The sequence below is a fragment of the Nitratireductor kimnyeongensis genome, from assembly GCF_019891395.1.
GTDB lineage: Bacteria > Pseudomonadota > Alphaproteobacteria > Rhizobiales > Rhizobiaceae > Nitratireductor > Nitratireductor kimnyeongensis.
Genome location: NZ_CP078143.1, coordinates 3468215 through 3484357, shown reverse-complemented (window position 1 = coordinate 3484357; position 16143 = coordinate 3468215). Strand labels below are relative to the sequence as shown.

15 protein-coding genes are annotated in these 16143 nt (G+C 60.3%); 12 read left to right on the top strand and 3 right to left on the bottom strand.

Going from position 1 to position 16143, the window contains the following annotated elements:
- Positions 1-73 precede the first annotated feature (73 nt).
- Genes KW403_RS16535 through KW403_RS16520 form a run of 4 tightly spaced genes read left to right on the top strand, consistent with a single transcriptional unit; the run spans position 74 to position 5078 of the window.
- Positions 74-1555 (top strand): ABC transporter substrate-binding protein, encoded by a 1482-nt coding sequence (locus KW403_RS16535; RefSeq protein ID WP_223020513.1) that lies wholly within the window; start codon positions 74-76, stop codon positions 1553-1555.
- A gap of 54 nt (positions 1556-1609) precedes the next feature.
- On the top strand, positions 1610-2557 hold the full coding sequence (locus tag KW403_RS16530; RefSeq protein WP_223020512.1) for an ABC transporter permease: 948 nt from the start codon (positions 1610-1612) through the stop codon (positions 2555-2557).
- Positions 2554-3426, top strand: coding sequence for an ABC transporter permease (locus KW403_RS16525; protein ID WP_223020511.1), 873 nt, complete (start codon positions 2554-2556; stop codon positions 3424-3426). The genes KW403_RS16530 and KW403_RS16525 overlap by 4 nt, the downstream gene beginning before the upstream one ends.
- Complete coding sequence (locus KW403_RS16520; RefSeq protein WP_223020510.1) at positions 3423-5078, top strand: ABC transporter ATP-binding protein; 1656 nt, start codon at positions 3423-3425, stop codon at positions 5076-5078. Before KW403_RS16525 ends, KW403_RS16520 begins: the two co-directional genes overlap by 4 nt.
- Before the next feature lie 192 nt (positions 5079-5270).
- Here the strand turns inward: KW403_RS16520 and KW403_RS16515 are convergent, their stop codons facing one another.
- Positions 5271-5621 carry a TerB family tellurite resistance protein gene (locus KW403_RS16515; RefSeq protein WP_246637977.1) on the bottom strand — a complete coding sequence of 117 codons (351 nt, stop codon included), beginning with the start codon at positions 5619-5621 and terminating at the stop codon, positions 5271-5273.
- Between the two features lie 335 nt (positions 5622-5956).
- Between KW403_RS16515 and KW403_RS16510 the strand changes: the two genes are divergently transcribed.
- The 4 genes from KW403_RS16510 (at position 5957) to KW403_RS16495 (ending at position 8366) form a co-directional block, all read left to right on the top strand.
- Positions 5957-6742, top strand: coding sequence for a TSUP family transporter (locus KW403_RS16510; protein WP_223022615.1), 786 nt, complete (start codon positions 5957-5959; stop codon positions 6740-6742).
- Between the two features lie 50 nt (positions 6743-6792).
- Positions 6793-6963 (top strand): hypothetical protein, encoded by a 171-nt coding sequence (locus KW403_RS16505; protein ID WP_223020508.1) that lies wholly within the window; start codon positions 6793-6795, stop codon positions 6961-6963.
- Between the two features lie 418 nt (positions 6964-7381).
- Positions 7382-7855, top strand: a complete 474-nt coding sequence (locus tag KW403_RS19395; protein WP_246637820.1) for a helix-turn-helix domain-containing protein — start codon at positions 7382-7384, stop codon at positions 7853-7855.
- A 76-nt stretch (positions 7856-7931) separates the two neighbouring features.
- Positions 7932-8366, top strand: a complete 435-nt coding sequence (locus KW403_RS16495; RefSeq protein WP_223020506.1) for a VOC family protein — start codon at positions 7932-7934, stop codon at positions 8364-8366.
- 2 nt (positions 8367-8368) lie between these two features.
- On the opposite strand, the gene KW403_RS16490 is transcribed toward KW403_RS16495, so the two are convergent.
- On the bottom strand, positions 8369-9838 hold the full coding sequence (locus KW403_RS16490; RefSeq protein WP_223022614.1) for a cobyric acid synthase: 1470 nt from the start codon (positions 9836-9838) through the stop codon (positions 8369-8371).
- A gap of 126 nt (positions 9839-9964) precedes the next feature.
- On the opposite strand from KW403_RS16490, the gene KW403_RS16485 reads away from it, so the two are divergent.
- On the top strand, positions 9965-11134 hold the full coding sequence (locus KW403_RS16485) for an isobutyryl-CoA dehydrogenase (protein WP_223020505.1): 1170 nt from the start codon (positions 9965-9967) through the stop codon (positions 11132-11134).
- A gap of 41 nt (positions 11135-11175) precedes the next feature.
- Complete coding sequence (gene mmsB, locus KW403_RS16480; RefSeq protein WP_223020504.1) at positions 11176-12060, top strand: 3-hydroxyisobutyrate dehydrogenase; 885 nt, start codon at positions 11176-11178, stop codon at positions 12058-12060.
- A gap of 238 nt (positions 12061-12298) precedes the next feature.
- Here mmsB and KW403_RS16475 read toward each other — a convergent pair whose 3' ends face one another.
- The gene (locus tag KW403_RS16475; protein WP_223020503.1) at positions 12299-13678 is read right to left on the bottom strand and encodes an aspartate aminotransferase family protein; all 1380 of its coding nucleotides are present in this window, start codon (positions 13676-13678) and stop codon (positions 12299-12301) included.
- A 278-nt stretch (positions 13679-13956) separates the two neighbouring features.
- Between KW403_RS16475 and KW403_RS16470 the strand changes: the two genes are divergently transcribed.
- On the top strand, positions 13957-14322 hold the full coding sequence (locus KW403_RS16470; RefSeq protein WP_223020502.1) for a nuclear transport factor 2 family protein: 366 nt from the start codon (positions 13957-13959) through the stop codon (positions 14320-14322).
- A gap of 160 nt (positions 14323-14482) precedes the next feature.
- Complete coding sequence (locus KW403_RS16465) at positions 14483-16051, top strand: trimethylamine methyltransferase family protein (protein ID WP_223020501.1); 1569 nt, start codon at positions 14483-14485, stop codon at positions 16049-16051.
- Positions 16052-16143 lie beyond the last annotated feature (92 nt).

Here is a 16143-nt window from a genome sequence, read left to right as displayed (position 1 = left end):
TCAAAGCGTGATTTACAGCCGCGCTGAATCACGCTTCAATCCTCAAAAATCACACGGCCTGCGGGAGAGAGAGATGAAGACGATCAAGTCCGTTATCGGCGGCGCAACCCTGTTATTGATGGCAGGCTCCGCCGCGCTCGCAGCGCGCACCGATTTGGTGATCGGCGTGGTTCTGGAACCGCCGCATCTCGATCCCACCGCGAGTGCTGCCGCCGCAATCGATGAAATTCTTTACTCCAATCTCTTTCAGGGCCTGACCCGAATCGGACGTAATGGCGAGGTGCTGCCGGCCCTCGCCGAAAGCTGGGAGGTTTCCGACGACGGCAAGATCTATACCTTCAAGCTGCGCTCCGGCGTCACCTTCCACGATGGCACCACGTTCGATGCCGAAGACGTGAAGTTCACACTGGACCGGGCTCGTGCGGAAGATTCGACCAACGCGCAAAAGCAGCTCTTTGCTGCCATCGACACGGTCGAGGTGATCGACCCGTCCACCATTCAGGTGACCTTGTCTTCTCCCCAGGGCTCGTTCCTTTACAATCTAGGCTGGGGCGATGCGGTCGTCGTTGCGCCCGAATCCGCGGAAACGAACAAGGAAAAACCCATCGGCACCGGCCCCTTCAAGTTCGACAAATGGGCCAAGGGATCGTCCGTCACTCTAGTCAAGAATCCGGATTACTGGGGCGAGCCCGTCGCCCTTGAGAAAGCAGAATTCCGCGTCGTACCCGATGCCGCAGCTGCGATCCCGGCTCTCTTATCGGGCGATGTGCAGGCTTTCCCGCAGATGCCCGCCGGCGATGCGCTCATCCAGATCGAAAGCGACCCGCGTTTTGTGGTCGCGATCGGTGTGACCGAGGGCGAAACGATCCTCTCCACCAACAACGGCCGGGAACCCTTCAGCAACATCAAGGTGCGGCAGGCCATCGCCCATGCGCTCAACCGCGAGGAACTCATCGCCGGCAATGGTTCAGGCTACGGCACGCCCATCGGCTCGCATTTCTCACCGGCAAACGAAGCCTATGTGGATCTGACCGGCACCTATCCTTACGATCCCGCGAAGGCGAAGGCCCTCCTTGCCGAAGCCGGCTATCCCGACGGTTTCAAGGCAACCCTCAAACTCCCGCCGCCGGCCTATGCGCGCGATGGTGGTCAGGTGGTCGCCTCGCAGCTGCGCCAGGTCGGAATCGATCTGGAAATCATCCCTGTAGAGTGGGCCCAATGGCTGGAGCAGGTCTTCAAGAACAAGGACTACGACCTCACCATCGTCTCCCACACGGAGCCGAACGACATCAACATCTATGCGCGCGACGACTACTACTTCAATTACAAGAATCCTGCATTCAAGGAAGTCATGAACGCTCTGGATGCGACGGCGGATCCGGAAAAGCGCATCGAGCTTTATCAGACAGCCCAGAAAATCATCGCCGAGGACGCGGTCAACGGTTACATGTTCCAGCTTCCGAAGATCGGTGTCTGGGATGCGAAACTCGAAGGCATGTGGGAAAATTCGCCCATTCAGGCCAACGACCTCACACAGGTGAAATGGTCTGATTAAAGGCTGAAAGGATTTGCGCGGCCGATACAGGCCGCGCGACGTCCGGTCCTGACCATGCTCGCCTTTCTCGCAAAGCGCATCGCCATCGGCCTCGTCACTCTCGTTGTGGCATCGGCCGTGGTGTTTCTGGTTCTTGAAATTGTCCCGGGCGATCCCGCCCTCTTGATGCTCGGCATGAATGCGGAACCCGAAGCGCTGGCTGCCCTGCGTGAGGATATGGGGCTCAATCAGCCGGTGCTCCTGCGCTATTTCAGCTGGTTAGCCGGCATGGCGCTTGGTGATTTCGGCAATTCCTACACCTACTCCACGCCCGTGCTCGAATTGATCGGCGAGCGCGTCATGGTTTCACTGCCGCTGGCAATCATCTCGCTCTTCCTGTCCACGGCAATTGCCCTGCCGGTCGGCATATTCGCCGCATCCCGGCGCGGCAAGCCAGCCGATACGATCAGCATGGGGGCAGCGCAGATCGGCGTTGCCATCCCCAATTTCTGGTTTGCACTGCTTCTGGTCTATGTCTTCGCCGTCTGGCTGCGTCTCGTTCCGGCTGGTGGCTTTCCCGGTTGGGATGCTGGGCTGTGGACCGGATTCAGGGCGCTTTTCCTGCCGGCCATCGCGCTCGCCCTTCCCCAGGCTGCCATCCTTGCCCGTGTCACCCGATCCGCTATGCTCGAAGTGCTCGGCGAAGACTATATCCGCACCGCGCGCGCCAAGGGCATGCCGCGCCGCATTGTCCTGTGGCACCACGCGCTGCGCAACGCGCTCATTCCGGTTCTCACCATTCTCGGCCTGCAATTCGCCTTTCTGCTGGCCGGCACCATCATCATCGAGAATGTGTTTTATCTGCCCGGTCTCGGACGCCTGATTTTCCAGGCCATCACCCAGCGCGATCTCATTGTGGTCGAGGGCGTGGTGATGCTGCTCGTCGCCACGGTCATCGCCGTCAACATTCTGGTCGACATCGGCTACGCCATTGTCGACCCACGCCTGAGAACGCGCCGATGACTCTCGACACGCCTCCTCCGGAAGCCGCGCCAGAGCCTCATTTCCTGCAAATGGCGTTTGCCAACCGCTCTTTCGTGATCGGCGTCGTCATCACGGTCCTCATCGCCGCCGTGGCGCTCCTGTCCTTCGTTTGGACACCCTACGACATCACCCATCTTGTCGTGGCCGACCGTATGAAGGGCCTGTCGCTTGCCCATCCGCTCGGCACCGATCACCTCGGTCGCGACATTCTTTCCATGATCATGATCGGCGCGCGCAATTCCATCGCCGTTGCCATCGTCGCCGTCGGCATCGGCATGGGGATCGGCGTGCCCCTTGGCACATGGGCTGCAGCCCGTGGTGGCGTGATCGACGAACTCCTGATGCGTTTCAACGATCTCGTTTTCGCCTTCCCCGCGCTTCTATCCGCCATCATGATCACCGCCATTTTCGGCCCCGGAGCGATCAACGCCATCATCGCCATCGGCATTTTCAACGTGCCGGTCTTTGCCCGTGTGGCGCGCGCCGGCGCACTCTCGATATGGCCGCGAGAATACATTCTGGCCGCCCGCGCCGCCGGCAAGAGCAAGGCGCTCATCACCATCGAGCATATTCTGCCAAACATCGTGGCACTGCTGCTCGTGCAGGGAACCATCCAGTTTGCGCTCGGCATTCTGGCCGAAGCAGGCCTCTCCTATCTCGGCCTTGGTGCCCAGCCGCCGATGCCGTCATGGGGCCGCATGCTCTTCGAGGCACAGACCCGCATGATGATCGCCCCGCATCTTGCCATTTTCCCGGGCCTGGCCATCGTCATCACGGTCCTCGGTCTCAACCTTCTGGGCGATGGTCTGCGCGACCTGCTCGATCCGCGACTGAGGCGCGAGCGATGAACCTTCTGGAAATCGAAAACCTGTCGCTCACCATCGCCGGCCATCCGGTTCTGAAGGATATCGATCTGGAAATTCGTCCCGGCGAGGTTCTGGGGCTGGTCGGCGAATCGGGCTCGGGAAAATCCATGACCGCGCTCTCCGTCATGCAGCTCCTGCCTGAGCTCGCCCACGCGAAGGGCCGCGTCACGTTTGACGGGATCGACATTCTGGCAGCGCCCGAAGAGGCGATGTGCCGGCTTCGTGGCGACGATCTCGGCATGGTTTTTCAGGAGCCCATGACCGCGCTCAATCCGGTCAAGACCATCGGTGAGCAGGTGGCCGAAGGCATTCGCTGGCACACGGGAGCCAGTCGCCCGGATGCCGAAGCGCGCGCCCGCGCCATTCTCGATCGTGTCGGCCTGCCCGAGGCCAGGTTCCCGCTCTCGCGCTTTCCACACGAACTGTCCGGCGGTCAGCGCCAGCGCGTCGTCATCGCCATTGCCTGCGCGCTCAAGCCCAAGCTCCTGATCGCCGACGAGCCCACCACCGCGCTCGACGTGGTGCTTCAAGCGCAGATCCTCGACCTTCTGCGCGACCTGGTGGAAGAAAGTCGCATGGGGCTCTTGCTCATCTCGCACGATCTGGCCGTTGTCGCCGAGATGGCCGATCGCGTGAGCGTGATGCGTCACGGCGAAGTGATGGAGAGTGGCCCCACGGCACGGATTCTGAGCGAACGCAACCACCCCTATACGCGCCAGTTGGCGGAAGCCTCAACCCATGTGCCGGCCCGCGCCCGTCCGCCCGAGGACACCGGAAACGAGGAAACCGGAAACAAGGAGCGTGTCCCCCTCCTTACCGTTTCCAACGTCACGCGCGATTATCCCGGACGTCGCAGAGGGCTTTTCGGGAAGCCGGAGCCCTTCCGCGCCGTCGACAATGTCAGTTTTTCCCTTCTGCCAGGGCATGCCGTCGCTCTTGTGGGGCGTTCTGGCTGCGGAAAATCCACGCTGGCCCGTATGATCCTTGCGCTTGATCGCCCGACAGCCGGTGAGATCCGCCTCGATGGAGAGCCCCTCTCAGGCAAGAGCGAGCACGAGCTGCGCCAGGCCCGCCGCAACATGCAGGTGGTGTTTCAGGATCCCTACGGCTCCTTCAATCCGCGCCATCAGGTGGAGCGGCTGGTGGCCGAACCCCTGCATCTGCTTGATCGAAAACCTTCAGCCACCGAACGGCGCGAGCAGGTGGCCGAAGCGCTTCGCTCCGTGGGCCTCGATCCCGCGGACATGCACAAATACCCGCATGAATTTTCCGGCGGCCAGCGCCAGCGCATCTCCATCGCTCGCGCCATCATCACCCGTCCCAAACTCATCGTGGCTGATGAGCCGGTTTCCGCGCTCGACGTGTCGATCCGCGCCCAGGTCATTGATCTCTTTGCGGATTTGAATCAACGCCTCGATCTCACCTATCTTTTTATCACCCATGATCTCACGGTTGCCCGCGCCATAACCGACGAGGTCATGGTCATGGATGAGGGCCGGATCGTGGAGCGCGGGCCAACGGCTGATGTGCTGGCAAGACCGGGATCGGAAGCAGCGAAGGCCCTAGTCTCCGCCGCACCGGATCTGGAGCGCGCGATCACGGCCCGCCTTGCCCGGGAAAATGCGCAAGGCTGACGTTTTGTCGATGCGGTGAAAGACTGCTCATATCTGAAAGAGCGGCTGCCGTTTTGGGAGCGCCCTTTTGCCCCATTCAATGCAGGTGCGGACCCCAAATTTTCAAGACCATTCCCGTGCCGACCTGGTCACGCCCGGCATCGCAAGAAGTTCGGCAGACCGGCCAAGCTCTTGGGCATCAAAACGAGCTCACTAGCCCGACAGATGCGCCACTTCATCTGCACCGAGCCCCAACACATCGCATACTCGTGCCGTCAGTCTGTCTGCACGCGGGGCAAGTTCCGGATCACGTTGCGCTAGTTCAAACATGGTCTCTGCAAGAATGATGCGTCTTTCATGGCTACCTTGGCGCAGACCGGCCCGCGCCTGCATTAAATCCCGATCCGTCGACAGATCTTCCAGCGAGACCAGGATATCGGAGGTTTCATTGGGAGAAAGATGAAGGAGGCAGGATGCGATCCGGCTCAACACGGTCTTTTCACGCTTGCCTAATGGATCATCTGTCAATGCAAGCCGTAAGAGCAGAAGCACCTCGGCAGCCATCGCATTTAAAGCGGCTGACATGGTTTTCACCTCCCACCGCGACCTTGAATCTGGCTCAGAGAACAAGACATGTTTGCGAGCTTCCCGTTCCGCGCAAAAACATCGAAACCCCGGTCCGCAACGGTCGATGGCCCTTAAAAAAGCGCCAAGGTTTGCTCCAGGGAAAAATTCAAATTCCGGCTTTCCCGGTATGTCGGCCAAGTGTCACCAAGATGGTCGAACCTCATCAATTGCGCCACAGGACGAAGCTTCCTGTACAACTGTCGAAACCGCCTTGCGGAGCGCATCCGGTTGTGATGCAACAAGCTTCCCTCACTGCTGGCTACTCCCTGATCATGCTTGAAGCAAGTCTCGAAATTATCCTACTGCTGACCCTCGCGGCGTTTTTTGCCGGCTTTATGGACGCCATAGCTGGTGGCGGTGGGCTCGTTACGATTCCCGCCCTGCTGCTCGCTGGCTTCCCGCCGGTTCTGGCTCTCGGCACCAACAAATTGCAAGGCATGTTCGGGAGCGCCATGGCAACCTTTACCTATGCAAGGGCCGGGCATGTCAATGTTCGCGGGCAGTTGCTGCCAGGTTTCCTGTCCTTTCTCGCGTCAATTGCGGGTGCGCTGGCCGCCACGATCATGCCGACGGACCTGCTTTCCGGCATGCTTCCCATTCTCCTGATCGCGGTCGCGCTTTATTTTTCGTTCAAACCGAATTTGAACGACCTCGACCGCGCCCGGCGCATCACACCTTTCGTTTTTGGTTTTACCATTGTGCCGCTTCTTGGCTTTTATGATGGAGCTTTTGGTCCCGGCACGGGCTCCTTTTTCATGCTCGCCTTTGTCGGCCTCGCCGGTCAGGGCATGCTCAAGGCGACGGCTCACACCAAGTTTCTCAACTTCGCATCCAATGTCGGTGGCTTTGCGGCATTCGCCGCTGTCGGTGCCATTGCCTGGAAGATCGGGTTGATCATGGGGGTGGCGCAGATTGCGGGAGCGCGGATCGGAGCTGCTTTCGCGATGAAGAAGGGCGCGCGAATTATCAAACCCCTGCTCGTCCTTGCCTGTCTCGCATTGGCGGCAAGACTTTTGATGGAGGGCAACAACCCGCTCTTGCGATATATTGGCCTATAAGTTGCGCCGAGCTTTAACCTTCCCCTGCTGAAACCTGACTGGGGATACCCATGACACTGAACGCACCTTCAAAACTCGTCTTTCTTCTTAGCCTCGTGATTGCCATCATTGCGCTTCTCGCGGCCCTGAATCTCCTTTCCTTCGTGCCGATTCCATCATTCTGGATCATGAGTCTGGCTTTTATTCTTCTTGCCGGTGGCACTCTGATGAAAGGCATCTGACCATCTTTCCAGATGCGGCGGGCGGCAGTATCGTGCTCGCATGTACGATGGTTCAGGACTTCCGTGTCTGACGACGGCGACAGGGTCTCTCCCGCCGGATCCGGACTCTTTTTTCCTGCGCCGCCGTCGTCCGCAGCCGGCATTTTCAGATACCGTGCTTGGCTTCACAGGCTATGCAGAAAGAAAGCAAGGGTCTTTTCGCCAGATTGAGGCAGCCTCTCTGGCCATTCCGGTTATCATCAGTTTCTCATCCTCTTTTGCGATCGCGCTGGGCAGGGTGCCGGAGCGGCATGAGCGGTTCAGTTGCTTCACTTCCGGTCTTTTTGCAGGGCCCGCGATTATTGAATCTCGCGGCAAGTGCGCCTGTGTGCAGATCGATTTCACTCCGATGGGTGCATCCCGGTTTTTCGGCATTCCAATGAGCGAACTCGCCGCGCGCATGATCCCGCTCGACGATATCCTCGGTCCGGTCGCACGACACCTGCGCGAGCGCCTGGGGGAAGAAGCCGATTGGGAGCGTCGTCTCGATCTCGTCGAAACATTTGTTTATCGTCGCTTGCTTGAACGGCCGGCAGCCGAGCGAAAATCCACTATGGCCCTTAATCGCATCGCGGCAAGCCATGGAACCACGCCCATCAGCACGATTGCTGCCGAGTTCGATTGCAGCCGAAAGCATCTCAACAATATATTTCGCCAGAGTATCGGCATTGCCCCCAAAACCTATGCACGCATGGTGCGTTTCCACCACGTACGCCGGCTTGCCATGATCAGTCAGCAATCCTGGGCCGAGATCGCGCTGGAATGCGGGTTCGCCGATCAAGCCCATATGAGCCGCGACTTCTTGGCCTTTTCCGGAGAGACCCCATCCGGGTGGAAGCGCCGGACAAGCTGATCGGGCGGTTACATTTCTTCAAGACGGAACTGCGGGCCGGTGCCAAGCTATCTCGTGCAAACAACCGGAGAGCATAATGAACCAGTTCGTCTCAACTGAGCCGCCACGCATCTATCCCACTTTTCGCTACCGTGACGCGGTCTCAATGATCGATTGGCTTACGAAGGCGTTCGGCTTCCGCGTTCACGCCAGCCACGAGCACAAAGGCCGTATTGTCCACGCCGAGCTTGCTCTCGGGTCCTCCATGATCATGGTCGGCGAAGCGGTCGATGACCCCTATGGTGATCTTGTCGGAGCCGCTGGCCAGGCGGGAGGGAAATCCACATATGTGGCGGTGGACGATGCGGACATGGTGTTTGCCAAGGCGAAGCATGCGGGTGCGACCATTCTCCAGAACCTCCGCGATACGGACTATGGCAGCCGTGATTTCATCTGCGCTGACCCGGAGGGCAATGTCTGGTGTTTTGGCACCTATTGGCCCAAGGCGCATGAAAATCCGGGCGCAGAATAGCTTTAGCGAGCGGCAGCCAACAAGGCATCGCAATCAAGATGATCCTCCAGTCTCTGCGCGATGTCGTCGAGAGCCGTTTCGACCTGCAAACGATAATTCGTCGTGCCCGTTATTATGCCGAACTCCTTCAGAAAGCGGGACCGAAACGGGTCGGAGCTGAATAGCCCGTGCAGATAGGTTCCAAAAACCTGGCCATCCTCGCTCATCGCCCCTTCCGCCCTGTCGCCGATCATCGCGACGGGGCGGGTGCAGTCGGCCCCGGATGTCCGGCCGATGTGAATTTCATAGCCGCTGATCGGCGTCTGATAGATGCATGAGACGGCCTCAATCTCGCGCAGTGCCTTCTGCGGTTGCATGACCGTTTCCACATCGAGCAGCCCGAGCCCCTCGACACTGCCCGCCGCCCCCTCTAATCCCTCGGGATCCGACACGTGGCGGCCCAGCATCTGGTAACCGCCACACAGCCCCACGATATGCCCGCCGCGTTGCCGGTGCGCCTTGATATCCTCGTCCCAGCCCTGGCGGCGCAGAAAGGCAAGATCGCCGATGGTCGATTTCGATCCCGGCAGCACGATCAGTCCGGCATCGCGCGGCAATCGCTCGCCGGGCGGCACGAACACCACCTCCACCTCCGGCTCTGCCGAAAGCGGATCGAGATCGTCGAAATTGGCGATGCGCGACAGCATGGGCACCGCGACCCTGAGCTTTGCCGGCACCGGGCTGACACGGCGCGCGAGTGAAACCGAATCCTCCGGCGGAAGGCGGTGCGCTTCAGCGAGCCAAGGCACGACACCGAATGAAGGCCAGCCCGTGAAGCGGTGAATGGCGGCGAGCCCGTCATCGAACAGGGTAAGATCTCCGCGAAACTTGTTCACGACATAGCCGACGATCATGCGCCGGTCGGCTTCGTCGAGAATCAGATGCGTGCCTGCCAGCGCCGCGATCACGCCACCCCGGTCGATATCGCCCACCAGCACGACAGGCACATCCGCGTTTGTGGCAAACCCCATATTGGCGATGTCGCGTGCGCGCAGATTGATCTCGGCCGGCGATCCCGCCCCCTCAACGATCACCAGCTCGGCTTCCTCGCGCAGCCGTGCGAAGGAGTCCATCACGGGCGCCATGAGCGCGCCCTTGCTGCGCTGATAGTCACGCGCCCGGGCCGACCCGTGTGAACGCCCCTGCACCACGAGCTGCGCCCCCATATCGCTCTCCGGCTTGATCAGCACCGGGTTCATGTCCACGGTCGGTGCCACGCCGCAGGCCAGCGCCTGCAGCCACTGCGCCCGTCCGATCTCGCCCAACTCCTGCGAACCCGGTATGGCTGCGATCGCCGCATTGTTGGACATGTTCTGCGGTTTGAACGGACGCACCTTGAGGCCGCGCCGCCTTGCGACACGACAAAGCCCCGCCACCAGGACAGACTTGCCCACATCCGAACCCGTGCCCTGCAGCATGATCGCGCGCGCCATGGTCATCCCCGTCGTCTTCCTCACCGCGTTTGGTGCACAGCGCCTGTGCCACACCTCGCATTGCGCGGCCCACTCAATGCACTAAACTGCACGATCAGGGAAGGAATTCCATTTCGGGAGGACGTTATGGACGCCAGCGTTTCACAGGCTGCAGAGCAGTTCGATCTCAACGCAGACCAACGCGCCATCCAGGAAATGACCCAGAGTTTTGCTGCCGACCGCGTTGCCCCCCATGCGCTCGACTGGGACCGTGAAAAGCATTTTCCCGCTGATGTGGTGCGCGAGACGGGGCCGCTGGGGTTCGGCGGCATCTATGTGCGCGACGATGTCGGTGGCTCGGCGCTCGGCCGGCTCGACGCGGTGCTGATTTTCGAAGCCCTTGCGGCGGCCTGTCCGGCCTTTTCCTCCTTCATCTCCATCCACAACATGGCCGGATGGATGATCGACACATTCGGCAGCGAGGAACAGCGCCAGCGCTTCCTGCCGAAACTCACCTCCATGGAATGGCTCGCAAGCTATTGCCTCACCGAGCCGGGCTCCGGATCCGATGCCGCGGCGCTCAAGACAAAAGCCGTCAAATCCGGTGGCGACTATGTGTTGAACGGAACCAAACAGTTCATTTCGGGTGCCGGCGAAAACGACATCTATATCGCCATGGTGCGAACCGGCGAAGACGGCCCGAAAGGCGTCTCGACGATTGTCGTCCCCAAAGATGCGCCCGGCCTTTCCTTCGGTCCCGCCGAATTCAAGATGGGGTGGCACATGCAGCCGACCCGGCAGGTGATCTTCGAGGATTGCAAGGTGCCTGCCGAGAATCTTCTGTCCAATGAGGGCGCCGGCTTCAGCATTGCCATGGCGGGTCTTGACGGCGGTCGCCTCAACATCGCCGCCTGTTCGCTGGGCGGCGCTCAGTCAGCACGCGACAAGGCCCTCGCCTACACGAGCGAACGCGAGGCTTTCGGACAGGCGATCAACCGCTTCCAGGCCCTGCAATTCAAGCTGGCCGACATGGAAACCAACCTGCAGGCTTCACGCATGATGCTGTACACCGCCGCAGCCAAGCTCGACGCCAAGGCATCGGACGCCTCCAAATGGTCGGCCATGGCAAAGCGCTTTGTCACCGACACCTGCTTCGACATCGCCAACGATGCGCTGCAGCTTCATGGCGGTTACGGCTATCTGCATGAATACGGCGTCGAAAAACTGGTGCGCGATCTGCGCGTCCACCAGATTCTCGAAGGCACGAACGAGATCATGCGGCTCATCATCGCAAGGCATCTGGTCGGCCGGAGCTGATCGCGCCGCCGAAACCGCATCGCCACTCCCGGGAGGAATTTATGGCAAGCATCGCATTCATCGGTCTCGGCAATATGGGCAATCCCATGGCCGCCAATCTCGTCAAGGCGGGGCACACGGTGCTGGGTTTCGACCTCGTCACGGAAAACCTCGAGACCGCCACGCAAAACGGTGTCACCGTCATGGCGAGCGCAGCTGCGGCGGTGAAGGATGCGGACGTCGTGATCACCATGCTGCCCGCCGGAAAACACGTGCTGTCCGTTTATGCCGACATCGCGGCGAAGGCCCCCAAGGGTACGCTTTTTATCGATTCCTCCACCATCGACGTGGACTCGGCCCGCAAGGCGCATGCCATTGCCTCCGAACACGGGCTTCTCTCGATCGATGCGCCAGTCTCCGGCGGTGTTGGCGGAGCGGAAGCCGGCACCCTCACCTTCATGGCTGGCGGTTCGGCAGACGCTTTCGCCAAGGCGAGCCCGATTCTCGAACCGATGGCGGGTCGCGTGGTACATTGTGGCGATGGCGGTGCCGGTCAGGCCGCGAAAATCTGCAACAACATGATCCTCGGTATTTCGATGATCGCCGTGGGCGAAGCCTTCGTTCTGGCCGAGAAGCTCGGCCTTTCCCATCAGGCGCTGTACGACGTGGCCTCCACATCGTCGGGCCAGTGCTGGTCGCTGACGACCTATTGCCCCGTCCCGGGCCCCGTTCCAACCTCCCCGGCCAACCGCGGTTACAAGCCCGGTTTTGCAGCAGCCTTGATGCTCAAGGATCTGAAACTGGCACAGGAAGCCGCCCAGAGCGCCGGCGCGGCCACACCGCTCGGCGCGGAGGCCACCCAGCTCTATACACTCTTCAATGCGATGGGGCAGGAAAGCACCGATTTCTCGGGTATCATTAATTTCCTGCGCGGCAAGCAAAGCTGAAAATATAGAATGCCGGCAAAAAAAAGTGATTTTATACTTCGCGCTAACTTCCCGGTAACCATGAGCGGCTAGAAATGACGTCGAGGCAGCTTTGAAGCCTCCCCGACGCCGGATCAGGTCTCGCGTACCGGTACGGGTACTCTTCGCAGTGTTGCGTAATGGCGAAGAGAAGTAATTGAGTGCTGTAAAACCGCGTCTCTTCCCGCCCGAAGACACGCGGTTTTTCTTTGGCGGGTTATCAGCTTCTGCGCAACTGGGCTTCGGCCTTGTTCAGAGCCGCGCCGATCCGCTCGCACGCCATGTCGATGGTCTCGCGTGTCCAGATCAGCGGCGGGGAGAGGATCATCGTGTCTCCCACGGCCCGCATCATCATTCCACCGGCGATGGCGTGATCCCGCACGCATGAAGCGGCTGCCCCTTCACCGGGGAAACGTTCGCGCGTTGCCTTGTCCGACACGATCTCGATCGCTGCCATCAGACCGAAGCAACGCACCTCGCCGACAATGCCATGATCGCCCAGCCGTGCCTGAAGGGCCTCTGCAAGGTAGGGCCCGGTATCGGTGCGAACGCGCTCAACCAGCCCTTCCCGCTCGATGATCTCCAGGTTCTTCAACGCCACCGCACAGGCCACCGGATGCCCTGAATAGGTATAACCGTGGAAAAACTCGCCGCCCTTCTCCACCAGCGTATCGGCAATGCGATCTCCGACCAGAAGCGCAGAAAGCGGCTGATAGCCGGAGGTCAGGGCCTTTGCCGTGGTAATCGTATCCGGTTTCAGCCCCAGCCGCTCGGCAGCAAACCATGCGCCGGTGCGTCCATACCCTGTGATCACCTCATCAAGCATCAGAAGCACATCGTATTTCTTGCAGATGCGGTCGATCTCCGGCCAGTAGCTTTCCGGCGGGATCTTGACGCCACCCGCGCCCATCACCGGCTCACCGATGAAGGCCGCGACAGTCTCCGGACCAGCCGCAAGAATTGCATCCTCAACTGCCTTGGCCGCACGCAGACCGAAATCATGGTCGCTTTCGCCCGAGTGCCTGAGCTCAAACGCATAGGGCGGCATCACATGATCAATGTTCGGTACAGCACCATAGAGCTGCCCATGCATCGCCGCCATACCGCCCAGCGACGTCGCAGCAACGGTGGAGCCGTGATAGGCCCAGTTGCGCGAGATGATCCGGTTCTTATCCGGCCGCCCTTCCAGCGCCCAGTAATGCCGCACCAATCGCAAAGCCGTGTCGTTGGCTTCCGATCCGGAGGAACCATAAAAAACCTGGTTGATGTTCGCCGGCGCGATCTCCGCCAGTTTCTGCGAAAGCAGCACCGGCGAAGGCGTCGAGCAGCGGAAGAAGGAATTGTAATAGGGCAATTCCTTCATCTGCGCATGGGCGACTTCGGCCAGTTCATCACGGCCATAGCCAATATTCACGCACCACAGCCCGGCCATCCCGTCGAGGATCTCATTGCCGTGTGTGTCGTACACGAAAGGCCCGTCGGCGCGGCTGATGATACGGGATCCCGCGGCCCGCAGATCTTTGTGGTCGGTAAAGGGATGAAGATGGTGCGCGGCATCCATCGCCTGGAGCTGCTCCAGAGAAAAATTATTGTATGTCATAGACTTGCTCACTTCGCTTGAATTGTTCCGATAATATCGGCGGTGTCTTTCAGGCGGGAGTGGGCGGAGAATATCCAATGCGCGCGCACAGCCGCAAGAGCTCCGCGTGCCGTGTGCGCGCCGACGGCTTGAGTGCTGGCAAAGGCGCGCGTGCTGGCATGAAAGGCATTCTGATCATGCGCCATCTTACCTGCGCGTTCTGCTGATCGACAAGCATGTCGGCGCACCTTGAACAAAAACGTCTTGTAGCGGAGGCTAGTGATCACGGGAGACGATGAATGGAGTTGAAGGGAAGCCGCGACTGCGGCAACTCGCCCAAGAACCAGCGCGTTCAGGATCTGTCGGTTGCGCTTGCCGCCGGCGATGAAGCCACCTTGTCGCAATTGGTGGACGAAGACGCGGTCTGGGAGATCGCCGGCAGGCGCATCGTTGAGGGACGAAAGGCGATCATCGCCGCTGCCGGCGCACCTGAAGTCGAGGCACTGACGGTCAACCATGCCATCGCGCATGGTCGCGCGGGCGCGGCCAATGGCCGGCTGAGACTGGCAAACGGAGACGGGATGGCCTTCTGCGACATTCTGGAATTCACCAACGCCAAGGCCCGTTCAGTGCGCCGGATCACCACATTGCGGGTTCCGCTCTGACACAGAAAAGCAGCATGGCAGCGCGACGCCGAACGCAGTTGCGTCGGTGAACGGGCCGCCCGGAATGTCGCTTCTCTGGCGATAGGAGTCGTCAGTCCGGCCCTCGATCACGGCATTTGGCCTCATCATGGCTGCATCGCAGCAGTCACGAAGGATGCCCATGACGCAGGATCTCGCAACCGCTGATCCCGGCCCCGTCCGGTCCAGGCGTGGCGGGCGTGCCGCCAAGCGCGCCAGCACGACACATTTCGAGCAACCGCCCTTCCGCCGCCTCGTCAATCCGTTCGAGCCAGCCCGTATCGTCTCCGATGACGAACTGGAATCCATCCATCTGGCATCGCTGCGGGTCTTGAGTGAGATCGGTGTGGAGGTGCTTCACGATGAAGCCCGCGCCATCATGAAGGCGAATGGCGCCGACGTGCGGGCCGAGACCCAACGCGTTCATTTCGATTCCGCGCTCATTCTCGAACACGTGGCCCATTGCCCTTCCGAGTTCGACCTTCATGCGCGCAACCCCGCCCACAATTTGCGCATGGGCGGCAACAATCTCGTTTTCGCGCAAATGGCATCGGCTCCCAATTGCTCCGACCTCGACCGCGGCCGCAGACCGGGCAATCAGGAGGATTTTCGAAACTTCATCAAGCTGTCGCAGATGCACAACATCATCCAGTGCCAGGGCGGCTATCCGGTCGAGCCGATCGATATTCATCCCGCGATCCGGCATCTGGAATGCCTGCGCGACATCGTCACCCTCACCGACAAGGCGTTCCACATCTATTCACTGGGGCGCGAACGCAACCTGGATGGTCTGGAGATTGCGCGGATTGCGCGTGGCGTCAGCGCAGAGCAATTCGCCAACGAGGTCTCCTGCTTCACCATCATCAACACCAATTCGCCACTCAGGCTCGACATTCCGATGATGGAAGGCATCATCCAGATGAGCCGCCACGGACAGGCCGTCATCATCACACCTTTCACGCTGGCCGGCGCGATGGCCCCGGTCACCATCGCCGGTGCGGTGGTCGAGCAGAATGCCGAGGCTCTTGCCGCAATCGCCTTTTCCCAGATGGTTCGCAAAGGGGCGCCCGTCGGCTATGGCGGTTTTACCTCCAATGTCGATATGCGCTCCGGGGCGCCGGCCTTCGGCACACCCGAATATATGAAGGCCCAGTTGCTCGGCGGGCAACTTGCAAGGCGCTATGGCATCCCATATCGCAGTTCCAATGTCTGCGCCGCCAACACGGTCGATGCTCAAGCCGCCTACGAAAGCACTTTTTCACTCTGGGGCGTCATTCAGGGCGGCGCAAACATGGTCAAACACGCCGCCGGCTGGCTCGAAGGCGGGTTATGCTGCTCCTATGAAAAGATGATGCTCGACATCGATCTTCTGCAGATGGTGGCCGAGTTTCTCCAGCCGCTCGATCTGTCGGAAGACGCACTCGGGGTCGATGCCATTCGCGACGTCGGGCCCGGCGGACATTTCTTCGGCTCCCCACATACCCAGGCCCGATACAAGACGGCTTTTTATTCTCCCATCATTTCCGACTGGCGCAACTACGAAACCTGGGCCCAGTCTGGGGCGCCCATCGCTATCGACCACGCCAACCGGCTGTGGAAGGAGCGGCTTGCCATGTACGAGCCACCGCCCATGGATCAAACCATTCGCGACGAGCTCAACGATTTTGTTGAGCGCCGCATCCGCGAGGGCGGCGCACCGACGGATTTCTAGAGCAATTCCAGGAAAAGAGGGAACCGGTCTTCCGTCCGGAACTGCTTGAAACAAAGAGAGAGAGGGAGCTTTCACGCGACCCGGATAAAAGT